Genomic DNA, 25,599 nt, shown 5'->3' with positions numbered 1-25,599 from the left:
TGTTGTCGCCGTCGACGACTGCGGCGAGAGGCGCTAGGCGGCGCCCAGAGCGGCTGGGTCAGCCGCTTTCAGCTCGACGCTTTCACCGCAGCCGCAGGCAGACGTCTGATTTGGATTTTCGAAGACGAAGGTAGAGGAAAACTGCGTGGTCTTCACGTCCATGCGCGTGCCCAGCAAATACAGCACCGCAGCGCCGTCGACGATTACGCGGCCTCCCTCGAATTCGATGACTTCGTCTCCCTTTTGCGGCTCGGCGAGGTCCATCTTGTAGGACATCCCCGCGCAGCCGCCCTTTTCGACTGAAATGCGCAGCCCGGCGCCCGGGTCGGCGTTGGCCAGAAGACCGCGCACGCGCTCGGCGGCGGCGGGACTGACTGTCATGACATCCAGTTTTGGCAGGGCCATTGCAGTTTTCTTCCTTCTCTCAATAATTCGCCCAGAGCCCTGGGGTCGCCAGTTCGACCAGATGGCCGTCTGGGTCGCGGAAATACAGGCTCTCGCCGCCGCGCGGCCATTTCATCCGCGCTTCTATCTCGACGCCGCATTCGGCCAGTCGCGCTTCCCACCCGGGCAAATCCGCCGCCTCCACCGAAAAGGCGAGATGCAGCGGCCCGCTCCCGTCATGTGGCGGGATGCGCCCGCCGGGAAGCTCCACCGCCTCCAGCGTTCCGCCGCGACGGAAGAGCAGCAGCACGCTCGCCGGCCCGCAGTCGAGCGCCCACATGCGGCTGTCCTGCGTCATGGGCTCGAGCCCGAGCGCCTCGCCGTAGAAGCGCCCGGCGCGGGCGAGATCGTCGACGTAAAGCGCCGTCTCCAGAACTTTGGGCCTTCTCTGCGGGACGCGCTGCATGGCGCCCTCCTCTCACCACATGTCGAGCGCCACTCGCGCCTCGTCCGACATCCGGCTTTGGTCCCATGGCGGATTGAACACCATGTTGACCTTGACGTCGCTGACGCCCGGCACGGCGCTCACCGCGTTCTTCACCCATATGGGCATTTCGCCGGCGACGGGACACCCCGGCGCCGTCAGCGTCATGTCGATCTCGACAACGCCGTCCTCCGAAATGTCGACGCGGTAAACCAGGCCGAGCTCATAAATGTCGGCGGGGATTTCGGGATCGTACACGGTCTTGAGCGCCTTGATGACGTCGTTGGTCAGGCGCTCGTTCTCCATGGCCTCGGCGGCGTCGCTGGTCTCCGCCGCGCTTTGCGTCCCGCTGGTGTTGAGAGCTTCGCTCATCAGCAAGAGAACCTCCTCACGCGAAAAGTTTTTGAGCTTTTAGCAAAGCCTCTGCCAACCGGTCGATCTCCTCGCGCGTGTTGTAGAGCGCGAAGGAGGCGCGGCATGTCGACGTGACGCCGTAATGCGTCAAGAGCGGCATGGCGCAATGCGTTCCGGCCCGCACGGCGACGCCGGATCGATCGATAATCGTCGCAATATCATGGGCATGGGCGGAAGCCATCTCGAAGGCCACGATCGGCCCCTTGTCGGGCGCGGCGCCAAAAATGCGCAGTCCGTCGATCTCGCCGAGGCGGCTCTGTGCATAAGCGGTGAGCTGCGCCTCATGAGCGCGGATGGCGCTCTTGCCGATCTTCTCGACATAATCGAGCGCCGCGCCGAGGCCGACCGCCTGCGCGATCGGCGGCGTGCCCGCTTCGAAGCGGTGCGGCGGCGCGTTATAAGTCACCGTCTCGCGGGTGACCGTCTCGATCATCTCGCCGCCGCCAGCGTAGGGAGGCAAATTCTCGAGCCATTTCCTCTTGCCGTAAAGGGCGCCGATCCCCGTCGGCCCGTAGAGCTTGTGGCCGGTGAGGATATAAAAATCCACGTCGAGCGCCTGCACGTCGACGTCGAGATGCACGGCCCCTTGCGAACCGTCCACGCAGATAGGGACGCCGTGCGCATGGGCGATGCGGGCGATCTGGGCGATCGGCGTCGGCGTCGCCAACACATTGGACATATGCGTCACCGAAACGATCTTGGTGCGCTCGGTGAACATCTTCTCGAAGGCGTCGAGATCGATCACGCCGTCGTCGTCCGGCTCGATCCATTTGATCACGGCGCCCTTGCGCTCGCGCAGGAAATGCCAGGGGACGATGTTGGAATGATGCTCCATCAGCGAGAGAATGATCTCGTCGCCTTCGCCGATATGCGGCAGCGCGTAGGAAGCCGCGACGAGATTCAGCGCCTCCGTCGCGCCTCTGGTGAAGATGATTTCGTCCGTGGACTCGGCGTTGAGGAAGCGCCGCACCGTCTCGCGCGCGCCCTCATAGCCCTCGGTCGCGGCGTTGGCGAGATAATGCAGGCCGCGATGCACGTTGGCGTATTCGTGTTCGTAGAAATGCGTCAGCCGCTCGATCACCGCGCGCGGCTTCTGCGCCGAGGCGGCGTTGTCGAGATAGGCCAGCGGCTTCCCGTAGGGACGCTCGGCGAGGATCGGGAAATCCGCGCGGATCGCCTCGACGTCATAGACCTTGAAGGGCGCGTTCTCGTTCATGCCGATCTCCCGGCAAGCCAGGCCGACACGCGCGCCGAGAGGAATTCGAGCAGCGCGAGATTTTCGAGCCCGGAGAAGGCTTCATTGGCGAAGCCCTCGATCAACAGCGACTCCGCCTCGCGACGGGGCACGCCGCGCGCCATGAGATAGAACAGCTGGTCGCGGTCGAGCCGGCCGCAGGTCGCGCCATGGCCGCACTGCACGTCGTCGGCGAAGATTTCGAGCTCCGGCTTGTTGTTCATCGTGGCGCCGTCGGTCAGGAGCAGCGCCTTCGACTGCATGGCGCCATCGGTTTTTTGCGCATGCGGCCGCACGACGACCTTACCCTGGAAGACGCCCGTTCCCTGTTCGTCGAGGATGTAGCGAAACCGCTCGCGGCTCGCGCCATGGGGCAGCGCGTGATCGACGACGAGCGTCGTGTCGACATGCTGGCGCCCGCGCGCCAGCGTCGCGCCGTTGAGGGAGACCTTCGCCTGCTCGCCGTCGAGCCGCGCGAAAATCTGCCGTCGCAACAGGCCCGCGCCTTCGAGAAGCGCATAAGAGGCGAGCGTCGCGCCCGCGTCGAGATGGGCGATCAGACTCATCACCCGCACGAGCGCGTCGCTCTTTCCGGTCGCATGCGTGACCAGATCGACCGTGGCCCCCAACGCAAGGCGCAGGATCAGCGCCTGATTGTCCTGCGCGGGCCCGGGGCCAAGCGCGCCGGCGCTCTCGACGATGGTCGCTTTGGCGTCCTTGCCGACGACGATGAGCGAGCGCGAGAAGCTCGATTGCGCCGTCTCGCCCGAGACCAGATTCGTCAATTCGATCGGCTTCGCCACCGTTACGCCGGCTGGGATGCGCAGGACGACGCCGTCCTGCATCAGCGCCGCGTTGAGCGCGACCATGGCGTCGTCGGCCTGCACGTCGGCGCTGGCGATCAGCGCCATCAGGCCTGGCGCGCCCTGGGCCAAGGCCTCTCGCAGCGGCTGCGCCTTGACGCCTTGCGGAAGCGCGGCGAGGTCGGAGAGGTCGGGACGGAAGGCGCCGTCGAGCGTGACGAGGCGGATCGTGTCCTGAGTGCGCGCGATTGGCGGCGCGCCGCCGACGCCGGGCGCAATGGGGGCGGGCTTTGCAAGCGCCGCTTTGAGATCGGTGTAATGCCAGGACTCCACGCGGCGGTTCGGCAGCCCCATGCGGGAGAAGCTCTCCCAGGCCGCTTCGCGAAAGGCGCTCGCCCCTTTGGCCTTCATCTCCTCGAAAAGCGAAGCGAAGGCGGCGTCGGTCTCTGTCGCGAGTTTGATCATGCGCCTACGCCGCCTCTTCGGCCAGATATTCGTGATAGCCGCGCTCTTCGAGCTCCAGCGCCAGCTCCGGCCCGCCCGAGCGCTGGATGACGCCCTTGGCCATGACATGCACCGTGTCGGGTTTAATGTAATCGAGCAGCCGCTGGTAATGGGTGATGACGAGGAAGGAGCGCTGCGGCGACCGCAGCGCATTGACGCCCTCCGAGACGACGCGCAGCGCGTCGATGTCGAGGCCGGAGTCGGTCTCGTCGAGAATGCCGACGGAAGGCTCGAGCAGCGCCATCTGCAGCACTTCCATGCGCTTCTTCTCTCCGCCGGAGAAGCCGGAATTGAGCGGCCGGCGCAGCATCTCCTGCGACACGCCGAGCTTCGCCGCGGCGTCACGCACGCGCTTCATGAAATCCGGCGTCTGCAATTCCGCCTCGCCGCGCGAGTGGCGCTGGGCGTTCATCGCCGCCTTGAGGAAAGTCATGGTGGCGACGCCGGGAATTTCGACCGGATACTGGAAGGCGAGAAACAGCCCTCGCGCCGCGCGCTCATGCGGTTCGAGCTCGAGGATGTTCTCGCCATTGAGCAGCACTTCGCCGTTGGTGATTTCATAGCCTTCGCGGCCTGCAATCACATAGGAGAGCGTCGACTTGCCGGTGCCGTTCGGTCCCATGATGGCGGCGACCTCGCCGTCCTTTACGGTGAGCGTCAGGCCCTTGAGAATCTCTCGGTCGCCGACCGAAACGTGGAGGTTTTTGATTTCGAGCATCTTCACGGCCTATTTTTCCTGGGGGCCAGCGTTGCTGACCATTCTTCGCTGACCATTCTTCACCACTTTTCGAGCAACCGGCTTACATCGCTCTTTAACCGTTCAATGTGTTCCTGGCGCCTGCACGCGTCGCCGCTCGGTGGGGATGCAATCGCGCCCGAGGCGGTCGGCTAACGAAACCGCGTTGCCGCGGAACTCAGCGTCTCGAACTCCAGAAACCGCGCTTTCAGGACGTGATCTGGAGGCAGCATATCGGCAAGCTGACGAATATTGTGCGTGGGGCCAACGGGCACGCCTTCCGCCTCCAGAACAGCACGCAGCAATTTCTCCACGCATTGTTACTGAAAGTAAGCCGCCTGCCGAGGCAACCTTGCGAGCAGCATGCCTGCCGCTCCAAACTCCTCCTCGGCGAGGGAGAGAAATGAAGCGATGCGTCGCCGCCGTTGCGCTTCTGCACTCATGGCGCACTGGCGTCATAGAGCTTCCTTCCCTGGCCGATGATGTGCGAAACAAACGAAGTGGGAAGTTCCGCGCCATCGTCAAAGTCTTCTGCGGAACACGGAACCACGTCGCAACCGACGCCCGAACCGGCCAGAGTCGCATCGACCAATTCGTAATCGTCCGAGCCGAAAGCGCCGCCGCGTTTCGCCACGACGAGAAGGTCGAAATCGCTATCGGGCCGCGCATCTCCACGCGCCCGACTGCCGAAAAGCCAGATTTCCTTCGGATCGAGCGCATCTCGCAGGCGAGCGACAATCGCCGCGAGAGCTGCGTCTTCGTTTGAAAAAACGCCGTGGTTCGGCCGCACGCGCATCACCCCACGCTCCCCTCAAGCGAGATCGAAATCAGCTTCTGCGCTTCGACTGCAAATTCCATCGGCAATTGCTGCAGCACGTCGCGCACGAAGCCGTTGACGATCAGCGCCGTCGCCTCTTCCGCCGACAGCCCGCGCTGCATCGCGTAGAAGAGCTGATCCTCGGAAATCTTCGAGGTCGTCGCCTCGTGCTCGAACTGCGCGCTCGGATTCTTCGACTCGATGTAGGGGACGGTATGCGCGCCACAGTCGTGGCCGATCAGCAGACTGTCGCATTGGGTGAAGTTGCGCGCGCCTTCCGCCTTGCGATGCGCCGAGACCTGCCCGCGATAGGTGTTCTGCGACTTGCCGGCCGAAATGCCTTTGGAGACGATGCGGCTCTTCGTATTACGGCCGAGGTGGATCATCTTTGTGCCGCTGTCGACCTGCTGATGGCCGTTCGACACGGCGATGGAATAGAACTCGCCCTGCGAGCCGTCGCCGCGCAGAATGCAGGACGGATATTTCCAGGTGATCGCCGAGCCCGTCTCCACCTGCGTCCAGGAGATGTGCGAATTGCGCCCGCGGCAGTCGCCGCGCTTGGTGACGAAATTATAGATGCCGCCCCTGCCCTCGCTGTCGCCCGGATACCAGTTCTGCACGGTCGAATATTTGATTTCCGCGTCGTCGAGCGCGACCAGCTCCACGACGGCGGCGTGCAACTGGTTCTCGTCGCGCTTGGGCGCCGTGCAGCCTTCGAGATAGCTCACATAGGAGCCTTCGTCGGCGATGATCAGCGTGCGCTCGAACTGCCCCGTCTTCTGCTCGTTGATGCGGAAGTAGGTGGAGAGCTCCATCGGACAGCGCACGCCCTTCGGCACATAGACGAAGGAGCCGTCGGAGAAGACGGCGCTGTTCAGCGTCGCGTAGAAATTATCGGTCACCGGGACGACCGAGCCGAGATATTTGCGCACCAGCTCGGGATGCGTCTGCACGGCCTCGGAGATCGGGCAGAAGATCACGCCCGCCTTAGCCAGCTCCTCCTTGAACGTCGTCGCCACCGAAACTGAGTCGAACACCGCGTCGACCGCCACTTTGCGCGTCTCGACGCCGGCGAGAATCTCCTGCTCGCGCAACGGAATGCCGAGCTTCTCATAGGTGCGCAACAGTTCGGGATCGACCTCGTCGAGCGACTTCGGACCCGGCGTCGATTTCGGCGCCGCGTAATAGTAGAGGTCCTGGTAGTCGATCGGCGGATAATTGACCCGCGCCCAGTTGGGCTCGCGCATGGTCAGCCAGCGGCGGTAAGCCTCGAGGCGCCATTCGGTCAGCCACTCGGGTTCGTTCTTCTTGGCGGAGATGAAGCGAACAATTTCTTCGCTCAGGCCCTTGGGCGCCTTCTCCGACTCGATATCGGTCGTAAACCCATACTTATAAGCGTCGACGTCGATTTCCTCGACGCGCGCAACGGTCTCCTGACGAGCCGCCATTTTCTCTTTCTCCTCGTCACGACGGGTTCAAGGCCCGCCGGCCGATCAGGTTCCGCCTCTTTTCAGGCGACGGAACGCCGCGACCTGATACGGTCCACGACTTCCGCAAGAACCATTCCAAACTGTTTTACATCCTCGTCGCGCGTAGACCAACCCAGACTGACGCGCAACGCCTCTTTTTCTTGCGCCCCCATCGCGGCGAGCACATGCGACTCGCGCACCTTGCCCGACGAGCAGGCCGAGCCGCTCGACACGGCGACGCCGGAAAGATCGAGCGCCATCAACAACGTATGTGCCGGCATGCCCGGTATCGCGAAGGCCGAGACGCAAGCCGCTCGCGGCGACCCGCGTCCGAAGAAGCGCGCCTGCGGGGCGATTGCGGCGACGCGCTCTTCCAAACGGTCGCGCAGCGGCCCGAGCCTCGCGGTTTCCGCCTCCCGCGACGTCAGCGCAGCCTCGAAAGCCGCCGCGAATCCGGTGATTGCGGGGACGTTCTCAGTCCCAGCGCGCCGGCCGAACTCCTGTCCTCCGCCGCGCAGCAGCGTTTCTCCTATGTGGAGATCATCTTGCGCCGCCGCAAGCGCCCCCGCCCCGGCGGGACCGCCGAGCTTGTGTGAGGAAAAGAACAAGAAATCGGATTGGGTTGTCGTGAATGTCGTCTCGATTCGGCCAATCGCCTGGGTGGCGTCGCAGACGACGAGCCCGCCCGCGGCATGGACCCGCGCGGCCGCCTCGCGAACCGGCTGAATGACGCCCGTTTCATTGTTTACCGCCTGAAGCGCGAGCATGAGTCGCCTGCCGGCATGGCGCGCCAGCGCCGCCTCGAGCGCCGGCAGAGACAGGGCGCCTTCAGGCGTGAACGCGACGCGCTCGATTGCGCCGGCCGCGAACCGTCCCCCCTGCAACACCGCCGGGTGCTCCCCCGCCCCGAGCAGCGCGACCTCGATCGGGCCTCCTTCCTTACCGCGATGCAACATCGGCGAGAGAACGAGAGTCGCGGCCTCCGTCGCGCCGCTGGTGAAGGTCACATTGCGCGCCGCGGTCCCGAGGCCCTTGGCGATCGTCGCGCGCGCCTGCTCCAGAACCCCTTTCGCCGCCCGCCCCTCGGCGTGAACGGCGGAGGCGTTGCCCGGCCCCTCCATCGCCGCCAGCATCGCCGCCCGCGCCTCGGGGCGCAGCGGCGAGGTGGCGTTATGGTCGAGGTAGATCCGATTGCTTGACATAGAGCAGATTTACGCTTTCCCGGTCCTCAGCGGGAGGGGTCGGCGGGTCATTTCCCCGCGCGGCGTCCAAATCCTCCGCCCCAGCCAGAATCCGAAACGCTGCGCCAGCAGCGCGAGCCCCAGCAGCGCGCCGATAAGCGCAAAGATCGCCTCGATCGCGGCGCTGGCGAGCCCGGCGAAGACCAGCGCCCCGCGCCCGAGCGTCGCAAGGATCGCCCGCGTCGCGCCGCCCCGCGCCGCCGCAAGACGCGCGGCCTTGCGCAGCTCTGCGCCATTTTCGGCGACAGCCACAACGTCCTTCACGCCCCGCGCGCCGGCGCGGCGATAGATCGTGGCGGCGTCCTCGCCGAGCGCGCGAAAGCTCGCCAGCGCGCCGGGACGCAAGACCCTGGCCGCGGCGGCGCGGGCGGCGGCGAGGTCGAAGCGGGCGGCGGCCCCCAATCCGGCCGTCAGCGCCTCGCGATCCACGGCCTTGCCGGCGGCGGCGGTCAACGATTTCGCGAGCGGCGCCGACAGGCGGCCGGCCTTCTGGGCGCCCTTGACGAGGGTGACGCCGGAGCGCGCCGGCAGCAAGGCGCCCACGCTCGACCATGTGGCGGCCGAGAGCGCGAGCCCCGCCGCCGCCAGGCCGACGACGAGTTCGTCCGCCTGTTCGCCGCGCCGGACCTTCTCGGCCTCGCTCAAGAGATCGCGCAGATCGCCGTAGCCGGTGAGGTCGCCGGCGAGCGCCCCGGCGAAGGCTGCGCCCGTGTCGCGCGACCCGTGCAGAAAGCCTTGCGCGAAATCCTCTGCGGCGGTCTCGCCCGCCTTGGCGCGCAGCGCCTCGAGCCGCGCCTGCTGCTCCGCCGTCGCCGACAGGCCGCGCATGCGGCCGAGCGTCACGAAGCTCTCGGCGAGGTCGGCGTCGCCAGCGGAAAGCGCCGCATCGAGCCCGGCCGAGAATCGCGACGGCGTCAGCGTCTGATCGAGCCGCGCGTCGGAGAGCGCGACGGGATCCTCTTTCCCGGCGGCAATGCGGAGCCCGTCATAGGCGGGCGCGACGTTCTTCGCCGCGAACCACAGGAGAATTGCGGCGAGAGCCAGGAAGACAGACGTGCGCGCGCGCGCCGGAGCAAGGGTCATAAGCGAGATGTAGGCGCGCCGGCGGCGCAGCGGGAGATGCGGCGAATCCGCGCCCGACGCAAACGCTGCTTCGCGTCGAATTCCCTTGCATTTCACTCGGTCAAGCGTGTTAAGAAGCCGGCCTGCCCGTTTCCACAGGGATTTCCCATGCCCGAAGTCATCTTCACCGGTCCGGCCGGCAGGCTCGAAGGCCGCTTCCATCAGTCCGCCACGCGGGGCGCGCCGATTGCGATCATCCTGCACCCGCATCCGCAGTTCGGCGGGACGATGAACAATCAGATTGTCTATCATCTCTACTATGCCTTCGCGGAGCGCGGCTTTTCGGTGCTGCGGTTCAACTTCCGCGGCGTTGGTCGATCGCAGGGCGCCTTCGACCATGGTTCCGGCGAATTATCGGACGCCGCCGCCGCGCTCGATTGGGCGCAGGCGGTGAACCCCGAAGCGCGCGCCTGCTGGATCGCCGGCGTCTCCTTCGGCTCGTGGATCGGCATGCAGCTTCTCATGCGCCGGCCGGAGATCGAGGGCTTCGTCTCGGTCGCGCCGCCGGCTAATCGGTTCGACTTTTCCTTCCTCGCCCCCTGCCCCTCGTCGGGCCTTTTCATCCACGGCGATCAGGACCGCGTCGCGCCGCTGAAGGAAGTGACCGGGCTGATCGAGAAGCTCAAGACGCAGAAGGGCATCGTCATCGAGCACGCGGTCGTCGAGGGCGCGAACCACTTCTTCGAGAACAAGGTCGAGCCGCTCATCGCCCATGTCGACGCCTATCTCGACAGGCGGCTGGGCAATCCGCCGCGGATCCAGATCCCCGCGCGCGGCGATTGAGCCTCGGTTTTTATCCTCTCTCCCCGCCGGCGGGGAGAGAGGGGCCGCGCCCCAGTCGCGGCGCAATTTCCGTGTCGACCACCGCCTCGGTCAGCCCTTCGTAGGTTGACCATTCTATGATGGGTCCCGGCCCGATCACAAAGGTCGCGGGCACGCCGCGCGCGCCCAACGCACGCTGAAGATAGGTCTCCGTATCCGCCCCGACCGCGGCGAAGGGATTGCCGTATTTCGCGAGAAAATAACGCGCGCGCGCCGGCGGGTCCTTGACGTCCACCCCGTAGATGGGGGCGAGATTGCGCTTCGCCAGCGCCATGAGATGCTTGTGCTCGTCCCGGCAGGTCGGGCACCAGGACGCCCAGAAGTTCAAAAGGCAGCGCTTGCCGGCAAGATTGGCGCTTGAGAGGCCCGGCAGCGGTTTGCCGCTGGCGTCCAGCAAGCCCTCGACCGGCGGCAGTTCGAAACGCGCGAGCGAGAACGGGTTGAAGAGCCGCGCCGTCATGTCCTTCTTCTTCCAGACATGTTCGACGACGGCGCCGCCGGCGCCCAAGCCCATGACGCCCATCGCTCCCAGAACAAGGCTGCGCCTTGTGGCGAACCATTCGACCTTCTTGGGCGCGTCTGCGGAGGCGGTCATCGGCAATGCTCACAGCATTTTGCCTGAGGCTTAGCCGGTAAGACCTAAGAAATTCCTATCACATGCTCGTGGCGGACTCATTGGCGGGCCGCGCCAGCCGCCCGCCGGGCATGGGCTCCGGCGCGCCGGTCGTCGTCGGGAAGGTGATCGGCAGCCCTTGCAGCATGCGCGCGGCGAGATAGGCGAAAGCCTGCGCCTCCATCGAGTCCGCCGACCAGCCGACGGCGTCGGCGGTCGTGACCTTGCACGGCAGGCGCATCACCAGTTCGCGCACGAGGATCGGATTGCGCGCGCCGCCGCCGCAGACGATCAGCAATTGCGGCTGCGTCGGCAGATGCGGGAAGAGCCGCAGCACCGATGCCGCCGTGAAGGCGGTGAGCGTCGCGGCGGCGTCCTCGGTCGGAAGCTTGGCGATCGGGTCGAGCGAAAATGCGTTGCGGTCCAGCGACTTTGGCGGGGGCTGATCGAAGAAGGGATGGGCGAGCATGCGCAGCAGCGCCGCCTCATTGACCCGCCCGCGCGCCGCCATATGGCCATCGCGGTCGATCGGCGCGCCGGTGCGTTGGAGCATGAGGTCGTCGATCAGCGCATTGCCGGGGCCGGTGTCGCAGGCGATCGGCGGCTCGCCGTCCGCGATGTAGGTCACATTGGCGACGCCGCCGATATTGAGCAGCGCGACCTCGCCTTTCATGCCGCCGCCCAAGACCAGAGCCCGGTGAAACACCGGCACGATCGGCGCCCCCTCGCCGCCCGCGGCGATGTCGGCGGCGCGGAAGTCATAGGCCACGTCGACGCCCAGCCGATCGGCGAGCGCCTGTCCGTCGCCGATCTGGATCGTGAGCTTCTGCTTGGGCTTGTGCAGTACGGTCTGGCCGTGGAATCCCACGATGTCGATCGAGCCCGGCTCGAGCGCATTGTCGCGCAGGAAAGTCTCGACCGCCTCCGCGTGCCGGTCCGTCACCATGCGCTCGGCGAAGGCGAGAACGCCCGGCCGCGCGTCGCGGTCCTCCAGGGTCGCGGCTTCCGCGAGGGCGTTGCGCAGCAGCGCGCGATCCGCGTCATTATAGGGGCAATGCCCCGTCGGCCCAAAGGACACCGCCGCGTCGCCGTCCGTCTCGATGAGCGCGACGTCGACGCCGTCCATCGAGGTGCCGGACATGAGGCCGATGGCGCGATAGGTGGGCAAGGGCGAATCTCCCGGGAAACGGGAGCACAATAGCAGGATGGGCCGCCCCTTACCTCCCCTTGTGCGGGGTTCCGGGGAGAGGCGTATTGCCGGGCGTTTGAATAGCGCCGATGCAGCGCTCATCCCTCCCCTTTACGGGGAGGGTGGCCCCGCCGTCAGGCGGGGTCGGGTGGGGTAAGCCCCAGCCACAGTCTGGCGGCGGAACCCCACCCGGCGGCGCGGCCTTAGGCCGCCGACCTCCCCGTAAAGGGAAGGCATTGCGCAGACACAGATGGCCGCTTTTCCTGAAACGCTGCGCAATCTCGGCGCTCAGCTCTGATGCGGCCCGAGCATCTCCTTGATGGCCGCCTCGATGCGCCGCCAGGTGGTCGCCTCGTCGGCTTTTCCCTGCTCTTCGAGAGCGCGCGCCTTCTGCGCCGCCTCAGCGGCGGCTTTGGGCCCATGCGCCTGAAACAATTGGCGGGCGAAATCGGCGACTTCCACTCCTTGCATGGCGATGCTCCATCTTCCCCTCGCGCCCCCTGTCCATATAGGGCGCGAGCGTGAGGAGAAGCCCGCCGGCGGGCTTTACCGCTTGCCTTCCCACGCCCAGGCTGTGACCACGACGCTCAGCAGGGCGAGCATCGCCCAGAGGCCGAGCCCCAGCGGCGCGGTCTCGACGCCGACGAGCGTCGAGGCCCCGGTCTGGCGGATGCCGATCCAGTCCGCGCCGCCATAGCGGCTGGCGTCGGTCATCTCCACGATGCGCGGCAGGGTCACGGCGTCGCTGCTCTTGCTCAGCCGCCGCACCGTGCCGCCCGTCGCCTCGGCGAGCGGCTGGAGTTTCTCCGTGGTCGAAGCCACCTCGCGGAATTCGCGCGGGTTCGCGGGCCCGACGTTGACGAGCGCCGTCAGCCCGTCGCTCTCGAAGCGCCACAGGCCCATTTCCTTGGCGTCGAGCTGCGCGCGCCACAGGCCCGGCTCGCTCTGGCGCAGCGTCAGCTGCTGCGTTGCGCCCGAGGGCGCGGTCGCCCTCACCGGCGCCGCTTCGTCCTTTAAGCTCTGGCGCTCGATCGTCACGTCGCGGCCCCGCGCCTGCGCGCGGAGCGCCTCTTCTTCGAGGTCCGGCTGCTTCATCAGCCAATGGGCGAGGCGGCGCGTGAGGTCGGCGTTGGGGCCGCCGCCGTCGAAGCCGCGCGCCCACAGCCAGATCTGGTCGGAGAGCAGCAGCGCCACCCTTCCCTTGCCTTCATGCGAGAGCACGAGCAGCGGTTTATCGCGCGCGCCGGAGAGGATCGAATTGCCCTTGAGCACGTCGGCGTCGACCTGCCGGAACCATTCGCCCCATTGCGGCGGATCGGCTTTCGCGCCCGGCAGCCCGCGCGTGACGGGATGCTTCTCGCCGTCCTTGCTCACGCGCGCCTTGAACGGCTGTTCGTAAAGCGCCCCATCGGGGCGCGCGGGCAGGATGTTTTCGAGCGGCGAGTAATAGAGCCCCTGAGCCGTGGCGTAATCCGGCCCTACCGCGGCCAGGAAGGCTCCGCCGTTTTCGACGAAGCGCGCGATATTGTCGAAGTAGATCGACGGCAGCAGCGTCTGGTTCGAATAGCGGTCGAAGATGATGAGGTCGAATTCATTGATCTTGCGGCCGAAGAGATCCGCGGTCGGGAAGGCGATGAGCGACAGTTCGGACGCCGGCGTCACGTCGAGCTTTTCCGGCGGGCGCAAAATCGTGAAATGGACCAGTTCGACGTTGGCGTCGGCGCGCAATAGATTGCGCCAGCTGCGCTCGCCGGGATGGGGCTCGCCGGAGACCAGCAGAACCTTCAGCCGGTCGCGCACGCCTTCGATCGACAGGACGGCCTTGTTGTCGGCGAGGGTGATCTCGCCCGGCGCCGGCGGGACTTCCAGTTCGACGATATTGGCGCCGCCGTGGGTGATCTTGACCGGGATGTTGACGACGTCGCCCGGCACGGGGCTATAGGTCGGGAGCTGTTCGCCGTCGCGGCGCACGGTGATCGGCGCGCGCGCGCCGTCGCCGCCGGTGTCGACGACGCGGGCGCGGACCGTCTGCTCCTTGCCGACGATGCCGAAACGCGGGGCCTCGACAAGTTCGATACGGCGGTCGCGCTCGCCCTCGCGGCCAGTGATCAGCGCATGCACCGGCGCCCGGAAGCCGAGGGCCTCGGCCTTCGCCGGAATATCGTGAACGACGCCGTCGGTGACGAGCAGCGCGGCGCCGACGCGCTCCGGCGGCACGTCTTTCAACGCCTGCTCGAGCGCGCCGAAGAGTTTGGTGCCGTCATTGCCGCTGGCGTCGTTCGTCACCGAAACGAAGCGCGTTTCGACGTCGCCGAATTTGGCGAGCGCCGCCTCGAGCCCCTTGCGCGCCTCCTCGGTCTGCGCGGCGCGGGCGCCGAAGTTCTGACTCTCGCTTCGATCCAGCACGACGGCCACGACGGACTTTTGCGGGTCGCGCTTCTCGCGCACGAGCGAGGGGTCGGTCATCGCGGCGAGCGCCAGCGCCAGCGCAAAGGCGCGAAAGAGGGTCGCGCGCTGCCCGAGGGTCGCCCCGAGAATGAGCGCCATTGTCGCGAGCAACGCCAGCGCGGCAAGCAGCGGCCAGGGGAGCAATGGCGCGAAGGTGAGGTTGAGGTCGGTCATCGGCGCTTCCCTGTCGCCCGCCCGTCACCGCGCCCGTCGGCGGCGTCAACGCCGAGAGGCCACGCCCTCATTCGGAGCGAGCCCGCAGCCGGCCCTCGCGGACGGCCGGGCCGAGCTTGGCCATAACGGGCGGAGATGCTGGCGTTCAGGACGATCACTGCCCCAGCCTCTCCAGCAGATCGCGCACATGCACCTGGTCGGATTTATAATTCCCGGTCAGCGTATACATCACCAGATTAACGCCCCCGCGCAGCGCCAATTCGCGCTGGCGGGCGCCGCCGGGCGTCAGCGGAAAGAGCGGCTGGCCGCGCCGGTCCATGGCCCAGGCGGCGGCGAGATCGTTCGAGGTGATGACGATGGCCGAGACGCTGTCCGTCGCGCGGACCGGCCGGGCGGCGTCATCCTTTGATTCCCGGGGCAACGCCTCCACCCATGTTTCGCCGCTCGCATAGCGGCCGACGAATCCATCGAGCAGGTAGAACGTCTTGGTGATCACATGATCGCGCGGCACGGCCTCCAGCTCCGGAACGTCGAGCCCCTTGGAGAAGTCCCGCAGCCATTGGCTCTCCGGCGTGGCGGGGCCGCCCGGCCGCTGGTTCAGGGCGTCGCGCGTGTCGAAGACGATGGTGCCGCCCTCCTTCATGTAAGCGGCGACTCGCGCCGTGGTCTTGGCCGAGGGCTGCGGCGCGCTGGCGACGACGGGCCAGTAAAGCATGGGATAGAAGGCAAGTTCGTCCTTCGCCGGATCGATCCCGACCGGGTCTCCAGGCGCAAAAGAGGTGCGCAAGGCGAGCGCCTTCGACAAAGCCTCGAGCCCGAGGCGAGACACTTCGTCGACCTTGGGATCGCCTGAAACGACGTAGGCTAAACGCGCCGTCAGCGCCGCCTCGCGATCGCGCTGGGTCGCGGCCGTGGCCGCCCGCGCGTCGGGGGGATTGGCCACGGCGGCGACGACCACGAGAACGCCCGCCATCGCCGCGAGCGGCCGCAGGCGCAGCTTTCCGGAAAGAACCAGCACAACGAGCGCGTCGACGACGAAGGCGAGGACCGCCGCGGCGAGCAGCGGCCCGCGAAAATCAACCGGCGCGCCGGAAGCGAGCGCGCTCGGCGAGAGGCCCGCCGCTGCGAAGTCGAAGCGCGTCAATTCGTCGGACGGCTGCAGGGTTTGCAGGGCGACGAAGGCGTCGCCGGCCCCATAGAGACCCGGCGGATGTTCGGCGCCGGCGCGTCCCGCGAAATGCGCGGGAATCGGTTGCGCGTTGGGTCCCGGCGCGCCAAGAACCCCGAAACCGTCGAGCGCCTCGAGCGGCGCGAGGACGCGGGCGTCGCTGGCGGCGGCTGCGTCCCCCTCCTCGGGCAGCGGCGTCGATTCTCCAGCCATCGCGAGAATGCGCTTCAACATGTCCACGAACAGGCCGGAGATCGGCAAATTCGACCAGCTGGTGTCGGCGTTGACGTGGAACAGCACGATCAACCCCTTGCCGCGCCGCTCGGCGGTGACGAGCGGCGTGCCGTCGGAGAGACGCGCCCAGGTCTTTTGCACGAGCCCGGGCTCCGGCTCAGCCAGCACCTGGCGCTGCACGCTCACATCCTTCGAGGCTGGCAGGCCGTAGAAAGGGCTCGCCGATTCGAATTCCGCCAGCGCCTTCGGCGTCTCCCAGGACATGGCGCCGCCGAGGACGCGGCCGTTGCGGCGCAGATGCACGGGCAGAAGATCGTCGGCGGCGTTGGCGAGGCGCGGCCCCGCGAAGCGCAACAGCGCGCCCCCTTCTTCGACGAAGCGGCTGAGCGCATCAAACGTGTCGCCCGGCGCAAGGCCGACGTCGGCGAGCGCGACAACATTGGGCCGATCGGCGAGCAGCGTCTGGATCGGATCGACCGCGCCCGGCCGGGTCTGGCGCAATTGCGCAACCGGCGCCAGCGCCTTGTCGAGGTAATAGAGCGGCGAGAGCAAGGGCTGCGCCTGGTCGAGGCCCGCCCCGCCAACGAGCGCCACACGCCGCACTTTTGAGCGCGCGTCGAGCAGCGCGACGGCGCCGGCGGAGTTTTCGCCGACGATGCGCAGGAGGCTCACGTCGTTGCGCAGCTCGACCGGCAGATCGAACCGGGCGCGCGCCCGCAGCGCCGCGCCGAAGTCGGCGCGCGCCTCGCCGATGATCTGGCCCTTCGAGTCGAAGGCCGCGACCGTCGCCGCGGCGGGGCTCGAGGGATCGGCGCGCAGGGCCTCGACGGAGAGGGTCGACGCGTCATTTTCGGGCGCAGCCAGCGCCAGCGGCGCATGGTCGTCGACCAGAACCTCCAAGCGCGCGCCGGCGCCGGCGGCGGCCTTTAATACATTGGCGAAAGCGGCCGCCTCGCCTTGAGCCAGCGCATCGGCGATCCAGACGATCCGGCTCTTGGGATGCGCCTTTACGAAGGCCGCCACCGCCTCGGCCGACGCGCGCCGGTCGGAGAGATAGGGCTTGGGCCTAATCGAGCGCAGCTTTTCGAGCGCGCGGGCGCCGTCGGCGAGGGCGGGCGCCGCGGTCTCGGAGACGGCCATGATGGCGACCGGCGCCCCCGCCCGCGCCGCGCTGTCGACGATGGCGCCCGCGGCGGCGACGCGCCGCTCCCAGGAAGGGGCCGCAGCCCAGCCGTCGTCGAGCGCAATCAGCGTCGCCGTCGAGGAAGCCGCCACGCTTCCTGTCGGGCTCCACACCGGCCCGGCCATGGCGAGGATGAGCGCCGCCGCCAGCGCGAGCCGCAACGCGAGCAGCCACGGCGGCGTCCGCGCCGGCGTCTCCTCCTCGGGACGCAGCTCGCGCAGGATTTTGGTTGGCGCAAAGACGATCTCGCGCGGACGCGGCGGCGTCACGCGCAGAAGCCAATAAATGAACGGCAGGCTGACGAGACCGATCAGCGCCAAGGGCGCGGCGAAGGAGAAGCCCATCAGTTCTCCTCCTCGACGCCGTGCAGTCCCATGGCGAGGGTCAATGCGGCCTCCGCCGCCGGCCGGTCGGTGTGATGCTGGAGAAAGAGAAAGCCCGTCTCGCGCGCGGCCGCGCGCACCGCCTCGCGATGCGCGTCGAAACGCCGGGCGTAGGCCTTGCGCAGACTGCCGGCGTCGCCTGCGCGAAAGGCGGGGCCGCCGTCGGGGTCGAGAAACATCGTCTCGCCCGTGAAGGGGAAGCTTTCTTCGCAGGGATCGATGACCATCAGCAGCGCGCCCGTAGCGCCGGAATCCGCAAATCGGTGCAGCCGGGCCGAGAGCGTTTCGATGTCGCTCAAGAAATCCGAGATCAATACGACGCGCGCGCGCGGGCGCAGCGCCGCGTCCGGCGGGACCTCGTCCCGCGCCGTCTCTTCAGCGTGCTCGTAGAGCGCGCGCGCCAGCCGGTCGATGACGTCGCGCGCGGAAATGGGCGCGGTGAGGCCCAGCGCGGCGACCCGCTCGCCGCCGCGCACCAGCACGTCGGCCAGCGCGAGGCCGAGCGTCACGCCACGCGCCAATTTGTCGTCCTGCGCCAGAGACGAGGCGAAAGCCATGGAGGGCGAACAGTCCATCCAGAGGAAATAATCGTGCGCGGCTTCCCACTCGCGCTCGCGCACATAGAGCTGATCGCCACGCGCGGAGCGACGCCAGTCGATGCGATGCGCCGCCTCGCCGGCGGTGAAAGGCCGATATTGCCAGAAGGTCTCGCCGAGCCCGGCGCGCTTGCGGCCATGGACGCCATAGGCGACGCTCGCGGCGATCTCATGCGCCCGGTGAACGAGCCGCGGCAGGCTGGCCGCGAGGTCGGCCGAGACGGCGCCGTCTATCGGCTTGCGCCGCGCGGGGTCGTAGGCGCGGGTTTCAATCGCGCGGATCATGCGCCCACTCCAGAGTGAGCGCCGCAAAGCGATGCAGCGCGGCGGCGGATATCAAATCCCTCCCCATTGCCGGGAAGGAGCCCCCACCCGTCGCGCTGCGCGCGCCACCCTCCCCGCAAGGGGGAGGGATGAGATCCGCACGACTTCTCTTCAAATTCCCGGGAAAGCCGTGCGCTGCCCATCACCCGATCCGCGACACGAGCTTCTCGATCAGATCCGCCACGCTCATTTCCCGGCGGGCGGCAAAGTTGAGCGCCATGCGGTGGCGCAGCACCGGGGCCGCCAGAGCCGCCACGTCGTCGAGCGAGGGCGCGAGGCGGCCGGTCACCAGCGCCCGGGCGCGGGTGGCGAGCATCAGCGCCTGCGCGGCGCGCGGTCCCGGCCCCCAGGCGACATGCGGCGCAATCTTCGGATCGCCGTCGCCTGGCCGGGCCGCGCGCACCAGATCGAGGATCGCGTCCACCACCTTGTCGCCGACCGGCATCCGCCGCACCAGCCGCTGCGTTGCGATCAGTTCCTCGGCGTCGAGCGCCTGCACGGGCTCCGCCGCAGCCTCTCCGGTCGTCGCCAGCAGCACGCGGCGCTCGCTCTCGCGGTCGGGATAATGCACGTCGATCTGCAAAAGGAAGCGGTCGAGCTGCGCTTCGGGAAGCGGATAGGTACCTTCCTGCTCCAGCGGATTCTGCGTCGCCAGCACGTGGAACGGGCTCGGCAGATCGTAGCGCTTGCCCGCAACGCTGACATGATGCTCCTGCATCGCCTGCAGCAGCGCCGACTGCGTGCGGGGCGAAGCGCGGTTGATCTCGTCGGCCATCAGAAGCTGCGCGAAAATCGGCCCCTTGATGAAGCGGAAGGAGCGCGAGCGGTCCGCCCCCTCCTCCAGAACTTCCGAACCGATGATGTCGGCCGGGAGCAGGTCCGGCGTGAACTGCACGCGCTGCTCGGCGAGGCCAAGAACTGTGCCGAGGGTCTCGACGAGTTTGGTCTTGGCGAGGCCGGGCACGCCGACCAGGAGGCCATGGCCGCCAGCGAGAATGGTGACGAGCGCCTGCTCGACGACCTCGTCCTGGCCGAAGATCACGGCTCCGATGGCGGCGCGGGCGCGCCCAATATGGTCGAGGGCGCGTTCGGCCGACTCGGCGGCGGCCGTCTCGAGAGGCGCGATATGGATCGAATTCATGGGCGCGGAAGGGTCCATCTGCCACGGTTGCAAGAGAAGATAGGGATCGGCGCCCGCGATTGCATCCATCCGGACGGCGCGCCATCTCATCGGGGGAAAACGCTTCCCTCGGGCGCGATTGTGGACGCTCGGCGGCCTCGGCGTCAAACGCGCGTCTGTTTGACCGCGTTTAACGCCCGAGCAAAAGAAAATCAATCGCTTCCGTCAATCGGGCGGGGAATGCGAAAAGAATGTATAAAGCGAGCGACCTGAATCGCCGGAAAGGCCCCCTCGCCCATGTGGCGCGCATTTCTCGAGACGACCCTTCTTTTTCTCAGCCCTTTCCTCGCCTATGTGGCGTTTCAGCTTCTGCAGCGCCGCTGGCCCTTCGTTGCTGAATTGTGGCACGGACGGATCGTCTCGGCGTTGACCATCTCGGGCTTGTTGCTCGCCATTGGCGGGATGGTGACGCTCGCTCTCACCTGGCGGGAACAGGGCGCTTACGTCCCGGCCCATGTCGAAAACGGCCGGCTCGTTCCGGGCGAGTTCCGATGAACGCCGAACGCCTTCTCGACGATCCGCGCCTCGCGACTCTCTTCGCCGCATTGGCCCGCACCGGGGCGGAGACGCGCGTCGTCGGGGGCGCCGTGCGCGACGCGCTCTTCGGCCTGCCGCCGCATGAAATCGACCTCGCGACGACCGCTTTGCCGGAGGCGGTGCTCGCCGCCGCCCGCGCCGCGGGGCTCAAGGGCGTCCCGACCGGGATCGAACACGGCACAGTGACGATCGTCGTCGCCGGCACGCCCTTCGAGGTGACGACGCTGCGCGAAGACGTCGAGACCGACGGCCGTTATGCGGTGGTGCGCTTCGGCGGCGATTTCGAACAGGATGCGCGGCGCCGCGACTTCACGGTAAACGCGCTCTCGCTTTCGCCCGACGGCGCGCTGCACGATTACACCGGCGGGCTGAAGGATATCGCCGAGAAGCGCATCCGCTTCATCGGCGACGCCGCGACCCGGATCCGCGAGGATTACCTCCGCGTCCTGCGCTTCTTCCGTTTCAACGCCTCGCATGGCGAAGGCGGCTTCGACCGCGAGGGGCTGCATGAGGCGATCGTCGCCAGAGACAATCTCGGCCGGCTCTCCCGCGAACGCATCCGCGCCGAAATCATCAAGCTGCTGCCGGCGCGACGGGCGCCGGAGATCATGCGCGTGATGTCGCAGGCCGGCGTCATCGAGGTGCTGCTCGGCATGGGCTATCCGGCTCGGCTGGAGCGCCTCGCCGCTTTCGAGGCCGCCCAGGGCAAGAAGGGCGACGCCATTTTGCGACTCGCCGCCTTCTCCGTGCTGATCGCCGAGGACGCCGACCGCCTGCGCGACCGGCTGCGGCTCTCGAACGAGGAACATGCGCGCCTTCGTGCAGCCGCCCGCGCGCTCGCGCCTCTGCACGGACGCGAGACGCCGCCGCCTGTTTCCCACTTACGCGAAATGCTGTTTCACTGCGGCTCCCGCGCCGCCGCCGACGCTCTGGCGCTGGCGTTCGCCGAAAGCGGCGCGGCGCCGGGCGATGCGCGCTGGCTGGAAGCGGCGAGATATCTCGAGCTGACGTCGGCGCCGGTTTTCCCGATCAAGGGCGCCGATCTCCTCGCGCGCGGCGTCTTGCCCGGCCGCGAACTGGGCGCGACGCTGAAAGCGCTTCAGGCAAAATGGATTCACGCCGGCTTTCCGCGCGACCCGGCGACAGTGCGGCAGCTGTTGGAAGAAGCCGTGCGAGAGCGCGATTGAGGAATAAGGAGAAAGAGGCCCGCTCCCTCTCCCCGCATGCGGGGAGAGGGTTGGGGTGAGGGGCCGGGGCTTTGGAGGTCGCGCTTTCAACGATGAGCAGCGTCGTCGCCGGCCCCCCGACCGTGGTTCATCCCTCGGCCCCTCACCCTGCCCTCTCCCCGCAAGCGGGGAGAGGGGGTCACCGGGGCCGGCTCCCTCTCCCCGCATGCGGGGAGAGGAGTCACGGCGCGCTGCTCTCCGACTCCGCCTTCGCCAGCCGATCGAACGCCCCCAGCACCATCGCCTTTTTGTCGAAGTTGAACACTTCCGTCTCACGGGCGAGGCTGCGGATGTCGTCCCAGGCGCGCGCGTAGCCAATGAGGCGCGTCGGCGGGGCGCGGGTTTGCGAGAGCGTTCTCACCCGCGTGTCCAAATGCTTTTCCAGCGCGCGCATAAAAGTCTCGTAGGCCGCTTCATTGTCGCGGCCGGTGAGCTTGTCGGCGAGCAGATGCACGCCAAGCCAGTCGACGCGCGGCAAGCCTTGCAGCAGGCGCGCGACAGCGGCGTCGAAGGCCATGGCGTCGCCGCCGAGCAGACGTAGCGTCTCGCGCACCGAACCTTCCGCGCGGGCGGCGGCGGCGGCGATCTCGTCGCCCCGCCCGCTCCAGGGCGCGCCCAGCGCCTCGACCGCCGCGATGGTTTCAGCCTGCGTCAACGCGCCGAGCATCAGCTTGCGGCAGCGCGAACGGATGGTTGGCAAGATGCGGCCAGGCTGATGCGCGATGAGCAGAAAAAGCGACCGCTCCGGCGGCTCCTCGATGAGCTTGAGCAAAGCGTTGGCGGCGCTGCGGTTGAGATCGTCGGCGCAGTCGATGACGGCGACGCGCCAGCCGCCGGCGCCTGAGCCCTGATGAAACGCCCGCGTAATCTCGCGAACATCGTCGACGCGGATTTCGGTGAAATGTTTCTTGGTCTTCTCGTTCCATTCGCGGCGCAGCAGAAAGATGTCCGCGAGCGCCAGCGTGGCGATGCGTCGGGCGGCCGTATGGCCTTCCGGCACGGCGAGCGACGTCGCGCCCTGCACGTCGGCCGCGGTGGGATCGGGATGGGCGAGGAGGAAGCGCGCGAAGCGCCAGGCGAGCGTCGCCTTGCCGATCCCCTCCGGCCCGCCGATGATCCAGGCCTGCGCAAGGCGGTTGCGCTGATAGGCGTCGAGCAGCTCGCGCTCGGCCGACGCATGGCCGAAGAGCGCAAGCGTCTCGCGCGGATGCGGCGCGTCCTCGAAGCGGTCGCTCTCCGGCGGCCCGGCGGGCTCCTTGCTCATTGGGCGGCGGCGGCCTGCGTTTCCAGGAAACGGGCGTCCACGATCTGGCGAATTGCCCGCGCGGTCTCCTCGAGCGGCTGGGACGCGTCGATGACGCAGCAGCGCTCCGGCTCCTGTTCGGCGATGGCGAGAAAGGCGCGGCGCAGCCCCTCGTGGAAGGCGGCGTCCTCGGCCTCGAAACGATCCGCCCTCAACCCTGTGGCCGCCCGCCTCTTGGCGGCGCGCGCCATCCCCTGCTCATGCGGCAGGTCGAGAATGATGGTCAGGTCGGGGCGCAGATCGCCGACCGCCGCCTGTTCGAGAAGCGCCAGCGTTTGCGGATCCACGCCGCCGCGGGCTCCCTGATAGGCCCGGGTCGAGTCAGTGAAGCGATCGCACAGGACGAAGACCCCGCGCGCCAGCGCCGGGGCGATCAGCTTGTCGACATGGTCGATGCGGGCGGCGGCGAAGAGCGCCGCCTCGGCGAGCGGACCGAGCGGCGCAATGCGGCCGGATAGCAGGACCTTGCGCAAGGCTTCGGCCTTCGGCGTGCCGCCGGGCTCGCGCGTCGTCACCACTTCGAGGCCGCAGGCGCGCAGATGCGCCGCGAGGCGGTCGAGCTGCGTCGACTTGCCGACGCCCTCGCCGCCTTCGAACGTGATGAAGCGGCCCCGCTCGGCTTCCGTCATTTCTTCGCCAACAGCTTCTCGTGGATTTTTGCGGCGGCATATTCGTAAACGGCGTCGAAGGCGCGGCGGGACAGCGACCCCTCCTCGACGGCCGCGCTCGCTTCGAGCGGCTGTTCGAGCACGACGCTCGATCCGCGCTTGATTTCGAGACGTCCGATTTTCTGCCCCTCCGCAACCGGCGCGATGACTGGTCCCTCATAAACGATCTTGCCGGTGAGCCGTTCGCTGGCGCCCCGCGGCAGCAGCACTTTGACGTCGGTTTTGGCCACGAGATCGATGGAGCCCTGCGTGCCGCCGTAGATCTGCGCCGGCCCCACCGGCTCGCCGGCCTTGAACAGCTCTTTCTCTTCGAAATTGCGGAACCCCCATTGCAGGAGCTTGCGCGCCTCCTCGGCGCGTTCCTTGGCGGTCTTGGCGCCGTAAACGGCGACGATCAGGCGGCGTCCGTCTTGGACGGCGGAGCCGACCATGCCGAAGTCGCCCTTTTCGATGTTGCCGGTTTTGAGCCCGTCCGCGCCAATGCTCATCGTGAGCAGCGGATTGCGGTTCTGCTGGCGGATGTTGTTCCAGGTGAACTCCTTCTCGCCGTAATACTTGTAATATTCGGGATAGGTCTGGATGACGTAGAGCGCGAGCTTGGCCATGTCGCGGGCCGTCACCTTCTGGTCGTCGCCCGCTTTGCCCCAGGGATTGCCGAAGCGCGATTTTGTCAGGCCGAGCTCCGCCGCGCGCTTGTTCATGCGAATGACGAAGGCTTCCTCCGAGCCGGCGAGGCCCTCCGCCAGAACCAGCGCGGCGTCGTTGCCGGACACGATCGTGAGGCCGCGCAGCAGGTCTTCGACGCTGGCGCTGCTGTTGACCTTGAGAAACATGGCCGACCCGCCCGCCGGCGCGCCGCCGTTGCGCCAGGCGTATTCCGACACCGGAAACTGGTCGGTAAGCTTGAGCCGGCCTTCGGCCAGCTCGCGGAAGACGAGCTCGGCCGTGAGGATCTTCACCGTCGAGGCGGGCGTGGCCAGCTCATCGGCGCCTTTTTCAAAAAGCACGGTATTGGTGGCGGCGTCGATCAAGATCGCCTGTGGAACGCTGGTCTGAAAAGGCTGAGCCAGGGCGCCAGAGGCCAGCGCGAAGGAGAAGCAAATGAAATAGGCGATCGATTTTAAAGGATTGCGGTCAAACAAGGCGCACGCTCCGCTCGCATGCGACGCCTTCACCCGGCGACGCGACAGAGAGAATGGCCTCCCAAGGGCGAAAATGCAACGAGACGGGGCGGGTTTGCGCCGGCTTTCAGTTCGCTGCGCGACGCATCGGCGGCTTCGGCGCAGCGGCGTGGGACGAACCGAAATCCGGGCGAACGGGCGGTAGCGGCGGAGCCCGGAACGACTTCGTCGACCCGCTCGGCGACGCCGCCGCGCTCGACTCGCCCTTCTCGTCCTCGACGCTGGCGGCCTGGCTCGGCGCAGCGACGGCCGCGCCCGTCTCCGACGCGGCGTAGGCCATCATCTCCACCTCGCCGACGACCGGCTGCGTCGCCGGCGAATTGTCCTCCTGGGCCCGGTCGGCGAGCGCAGCGGTCCGCACCGGCTCCTGCCTCGCGGCGACCATGACCGGCGCGCCGCCGTCGATCTGCGCCGGCTCGCCGTCGTCGCGCAAGGTGGCGAGGAGTTTGGCGTCGTCGTCGCCGGCGAGATTGGCCTTGCCGACCCATTCCACCTTCACCCGCGCCATGCCGACCGATCGGAAATCGAGCGCCTCCGCGACGCGCTGCGAAACGTCCATCACGCGGCCGCCGTGATAGGGGCCGCGATCGTTGACGCGGACGATGATCGAGCGGGAGTTCTTCATGTTGGTGACGCGGGCGTAGCTCGGCAGCGGCATGGTCGGATGCGCAGCCGAGATCGAGTCGCGGTCGAAAACTTCGCCGTTGGCGGTGCGGCGGCCGTGGAAGTCCGAGCCGTACCAGGACGCGGTGCCCGTCGCCGTATAGGGCCTTTCGCTCGGCACATAGGTGAGGCCGGCGATCCTGTAGGGCTTGCCGACCATGTAAGAGCCGCCGCCCTTCGGCACCTCCTCGCCGTCGGCCACGACGCGGGGGCTGGGCCGCACCCCGTATCGGGGGTCGACCTGACTCAGACTGGCGACGCTCGGGTAACGCGGCGCGGTCGCCGTCGAAGCGCAACCGGCGAGAGCCGCGAGCGAGAGGAATAACACCGACCGGCGCAGGGAGACGACCGTTTGCTTCACAGGGCTCAACAAGCAATCACGCTCCCGGGACACGGCAAATCTCATGCGAAACGGTCCTTGTCGAAGGCGACGTTCGGCGGCCGCTATCGGAAACTCGCCCGTGTCCGACTCATCCGCCGCGCTGGCGGTGGATCGGAC

General features: G+C 67.6%; 24 protein-coding genes. 3 read left to right on the top strand and 21 right to left on the bottom strand.

All coding sequences use genetic code 11. The annotated features are described in order from the left end of the window. Positions 1 to 33: 33 nt before the first annotated feature. From ACETII_RS17970 to ACETII_RS17925, 10 genes are all read right to left on the bottom strand, one after another. On the bottom strand, positions 34 to 405 hold the full coding sequence (locus ACETII_RS17970) for a HesB/IscA family protein (protein ID WP_472786419.1): 372 nt from the start codon (positions 403 to 405) through the stop codon (positions 34 to 36). 19 nt (positions 406 to 424) lie between these two features. Continuing rightward, the gene (locus tag ACETII_RS17965) at positions 425 to 850 is read right to left on the bottom strand and encodes a VOC family protein (protein WP_472786418.1); all 426 of its coding nucleotides are present in this window, start codon (positions 848 to 850) and stop codon (positions 425 to 427) included. Positions 851 to 862: 12 nt separating this feature from the next. Further along, entirely contained in the window at positions 863 to 1,174 is a 312-nt protein-coding gene (locus ACETII_RS17960) for an SUF system Fe-S cluster assembly protein (protein ID WP_363351381.1), read from the bottom strand. Positions 1,175 to 1,256: 82 nt separating this feature from the next. Beyond that, on the bottom strand, positions 1,257 to 2,498 hold the full coding sequence (locus tag ACETII_RS17955) for a cysteine desulfurase (RefSeq protein WP_472786417.1): 1,242 nt from the start codon (positions 2,496 to 2,498) through the stop codon (positions 1,257 to 1,259). Then, the gene (gene sufD, locus ACETII_RS17950; protein ID WP_472786416.1) at positions 2,495 to 3,784 is read right to left on the bottom strand and encodes a Fe-S cluster assembly protein SufD; all 1,290 of its coding nucleotides are present in this window, start codon (positions 3,782 to 3,784) and stop codon (positions 2,495 to 2,497) included. The genes ACETII_RS17955 and sufD overlap by 4 nt, the downstream gene beginning before the upstream one ends. Positions 3,785 to 3,788: 4 nt before the next feature. Next, positions 3,789 to 4,541 carry a Fe-S cluster assembly ATPase SufC gene (gene sufC, locus ACETII_RS17945; RefSeq protein ID WP_472788186.1) on the bottom strand — a complete coding sequence of 251 codons (753 nt, stop codon included), beginning with the start codon at positions 4,539 to 4,541 and terminating at the stop codon, positions 3,789 to 3,791. Between the two features lie 457 nt (positions 4,542 to 4,998). After that, positions 4,999 to 5,355, bottom strand: coding sequence for a nucleotidyltransferase domain-containing protein (locus ACETII_RS17940; RefSeq protein ID WP_363348238.1), 357 nt, complete (start codon positions 5,353 to 5,355; stop codon positions 4,999 to 5,001). Next, a complete protein-coding gene (gene sufB, locus ACETII_RS17935) occupies positions 5,355 to 6,824 on the bottom strand; it encodes a Fe-S cluster assembly protein SufB (protein ID WP_363348236.1) in 1,470 nt (489 codons plus the stop codon). Before sufB ends, ACETII_RS17940 begins: the two co-directional genes overlap by 1 nt. A gap of 62 nt (positions 6,825 to 6,886) precedes the next feature. Then, positions 6,887 to 8,047, bottom strand: a complete 1,161-nt coding sequence (locus tag ACETII_RS17930) for a cysteine desulfurase family protein (protein WP_472786415.1) — start codon at positions 8,045 to 8,047, stop codon at positions 6,887 to 6,889. Positions 8,048 to 8,056: 9 nt separating this feature from the next. Continuing rightward, positions 8,057 to 9,169, bottom strand: coding sequence for a hypothetical protein (locus tag ACETII_RS17925; protein WP_472786414.1), 1,113 nt, complete (start codon positions 9,167 to 9,169; stop codon positions 8,057 to 8,059). A 147-nt stretch (positions 9,170 to 9,316) separates the two neighbouring features. Here ACETII_RS17925 and ACETII_RS17920 point away from each other — a divergent pair, with 147 nt between their 5' ends. Continuing rightward, on the top strand, positions 9,317 to 9,991 hold the full coding sequence (locus ACETII_RS17920; RefSeq protein ID WP_363348230.1) for an alpha/beta hydrolase: 675 nt from the start codon (positions 9,317 to 9,319) through the stop codon (positions 9,989 to 9,991). Positions 9,992 to 10,001: 10 nt separating this feature from the next. On the opposite strand, the gene ACETII_RS17915 is transcribed toward ACETII_RS17920, so the two are convergent. From ACETII_RS17915 to ACETII_RS17885, 7 genes are all read right to left on the bottom strand, one after another. Further along, positions 10,002 to 10,625: a redoxin family protein gene (locus ACETII_RS17915; protein WP_472786413.1), complete on the bottom strand. Its 624-nt coding sequence runs from the start codon at positions 10,623 to 10,625 to the stop codon at positions 10,002 to 10,004. A gap of 58 nt (positions 10,626 to 10,683) precedes the next feature. After that, entirely contained in the window at positions 10,684 to 11,811 is a 1,128-nt protein-coding gene (locus tag ACETII_RS17910) for an anhydro-N-acetylmuramic acid kinase (RefSeq protein WP_472786412.1), read from the bottom strand. Between the two features lie 309 nt (positions 11,812 to 12,120). Next, on the bottom strand, positions 12,121 to 12,303 hold the full coding sequence (locus ACETII_RS17905; protein WP_363348223.1) for a hypothetical protein: 183 nt from the start codon (positions 12,301 to 12,303) through the stop codon (positions 12,121 to 12,123). Positions 12,304 to 12,378: 75 nt separating this feature from the next. Next, a complete protein-coding gene (locus ACETII_RS17900) occupies positions 12,379 to 14,454 on the bottom strand; it encodes a hypothetical protein (RefSeq protein ID WP_472786411.1) in 2,076 nt (691 codons plus the stop codon). 154 nt (positions 14,455 to 14,608) lie between these two features. Beyond that, positions 14,609 to 17,383 carry a DUF4159 domain-containing protein gene (locus tag ACETII_RS17895; protein WP_472786410.1) on the bottom strand — a complete coding sequence of 925 codons (2,775 nt, stop codon included), beginning with the start codon at positions 17,381 to 17,383 and terminating at the stop codon, positions 14,609 to 14,611. After that, positions 17,383 to 18,303: a DUF58 domain-containing protein gene (locus ACETII_RS17890; RefSeq protein ID WP_363348217.1), complete on the bottom strand. Its 921-nt coding sequence runs from the start codon at positions 18,301 to 18,303 to the stop codon at positions 17,383 to 17,385. Before ACETII_RS17890 ends, ACETII_RS17895 begins: the two co-directional genes overlap by 1 nt. A 181-nt stretch (positions 18,304 to 18,484) precedes the next feature. After that, positions 18,485 to 19,483, bottom strand: coding sequence for an AAA family ATPase (locus tag ACETII_RS17885; RefSeq protein WP_472788185.1), 999 nt, complete (start codon positions 19,481 to 19,483; stop codon positions 18,485 to 18,487). Between the two features lie 276 nt (positions 19,484 to 19,759). Between ACETII_RS17885 and ACETII_RS17880 the strand changes: the two genes are divergently transcribed. Together ACETII_RS17880 and ACETII_RS17875 are read left to right on the top strand one after the other, a co-directional pair. Beyond that, positions 19,760 to 20,017: a DUF6111 family protein gene (locus ACETII_RS17880; protein ID WP_472786409.1), complete on the top strand. Its 258-nt coding sequence runs from the start codon at positions 19,760 to 19,762 to the stop codon at positions 20,015 to 20,017. Further along, a complete protein-coding gene (locus ACETII_RS17875) occupies positions 20,014 to 21,246 on the top strand; it encodes a CCA tRNA nucleotidyltransferase (protein ID WP_472786408.1) in 1,233 nt (410 codons plus the stop codon). Before ACETII_RS17880 ends, ACETII_RS17875 begins: the two co-directional genes overlap by 4 nt. Positions 21,247 to 21,466: 220 nt before the next feature. Here ACETII_RS17875 and ACETII_RS17870 read toward each other — a convergent pair whose 3' ends face one another. The 4 genes from ACETII_RS17870 to ACETII_RS17855 form a co-directional block, all read right to left on the bottom strand. Further along, on the bottom strand, positions 21,467 to 22,549 hold the full coding sequence (locus tag ACETII_RS17870; RefSeq protein ID WP_472786407.1) for a DNA polymerase III subunit delta': 1,083 nt from the start codon (positions 22,547 to 22,549) through the stop codon (positions 21,467 to 21,469). Beyond that, entirely contained in the window at positions 22,546 to 23,217 is a 672-nt protein-coding gene (tmk, locus tag ACETII_RS17865) for a dTMP kinase (RefSeq protein ID WP_472786406.1), read from the bottom strand. The genes ACETII_RS17870 and tmk overlap by 4 nt, the downstream gene beginning before the upstream one ends. Further along, entirely contained in the window at positions 23,214 to 24,398 is a 1,185-nt protein-coding gene (locus ACETII_RS17860) for a D-alanyl-D-alanine carboxypeptidase family protein (RefSeq protein WP_472786405.1), read from the bottom strand. The genes tmk and ACETII_RS17860 overlap by 4 nt, the downstream gene beginning before the upstream one ends. A gap of 106 nt (positions 24,399 to 24,504) precedes the next feature. Next, positions 24,505 to 25,506, bottom strand: a complete 1,002-nt coding sequence (locus tag ACETII_RS17855; protein ID WP_472786404.1) for a septal ring lytic transglycosylase RlpA family protein — start codon at positions 25,504 to 25,506, stop codon at positions 24,505 to 24,507. Positions 25,507 to 25,599: the final 93 nt, after the last annotated feature.

The organism is Methylocystis sp. NC52PC (genome assembly GCF_055698645.1).
This window is presented reverse-complemented; position numbering and strand designations above follow the sequence as displayed.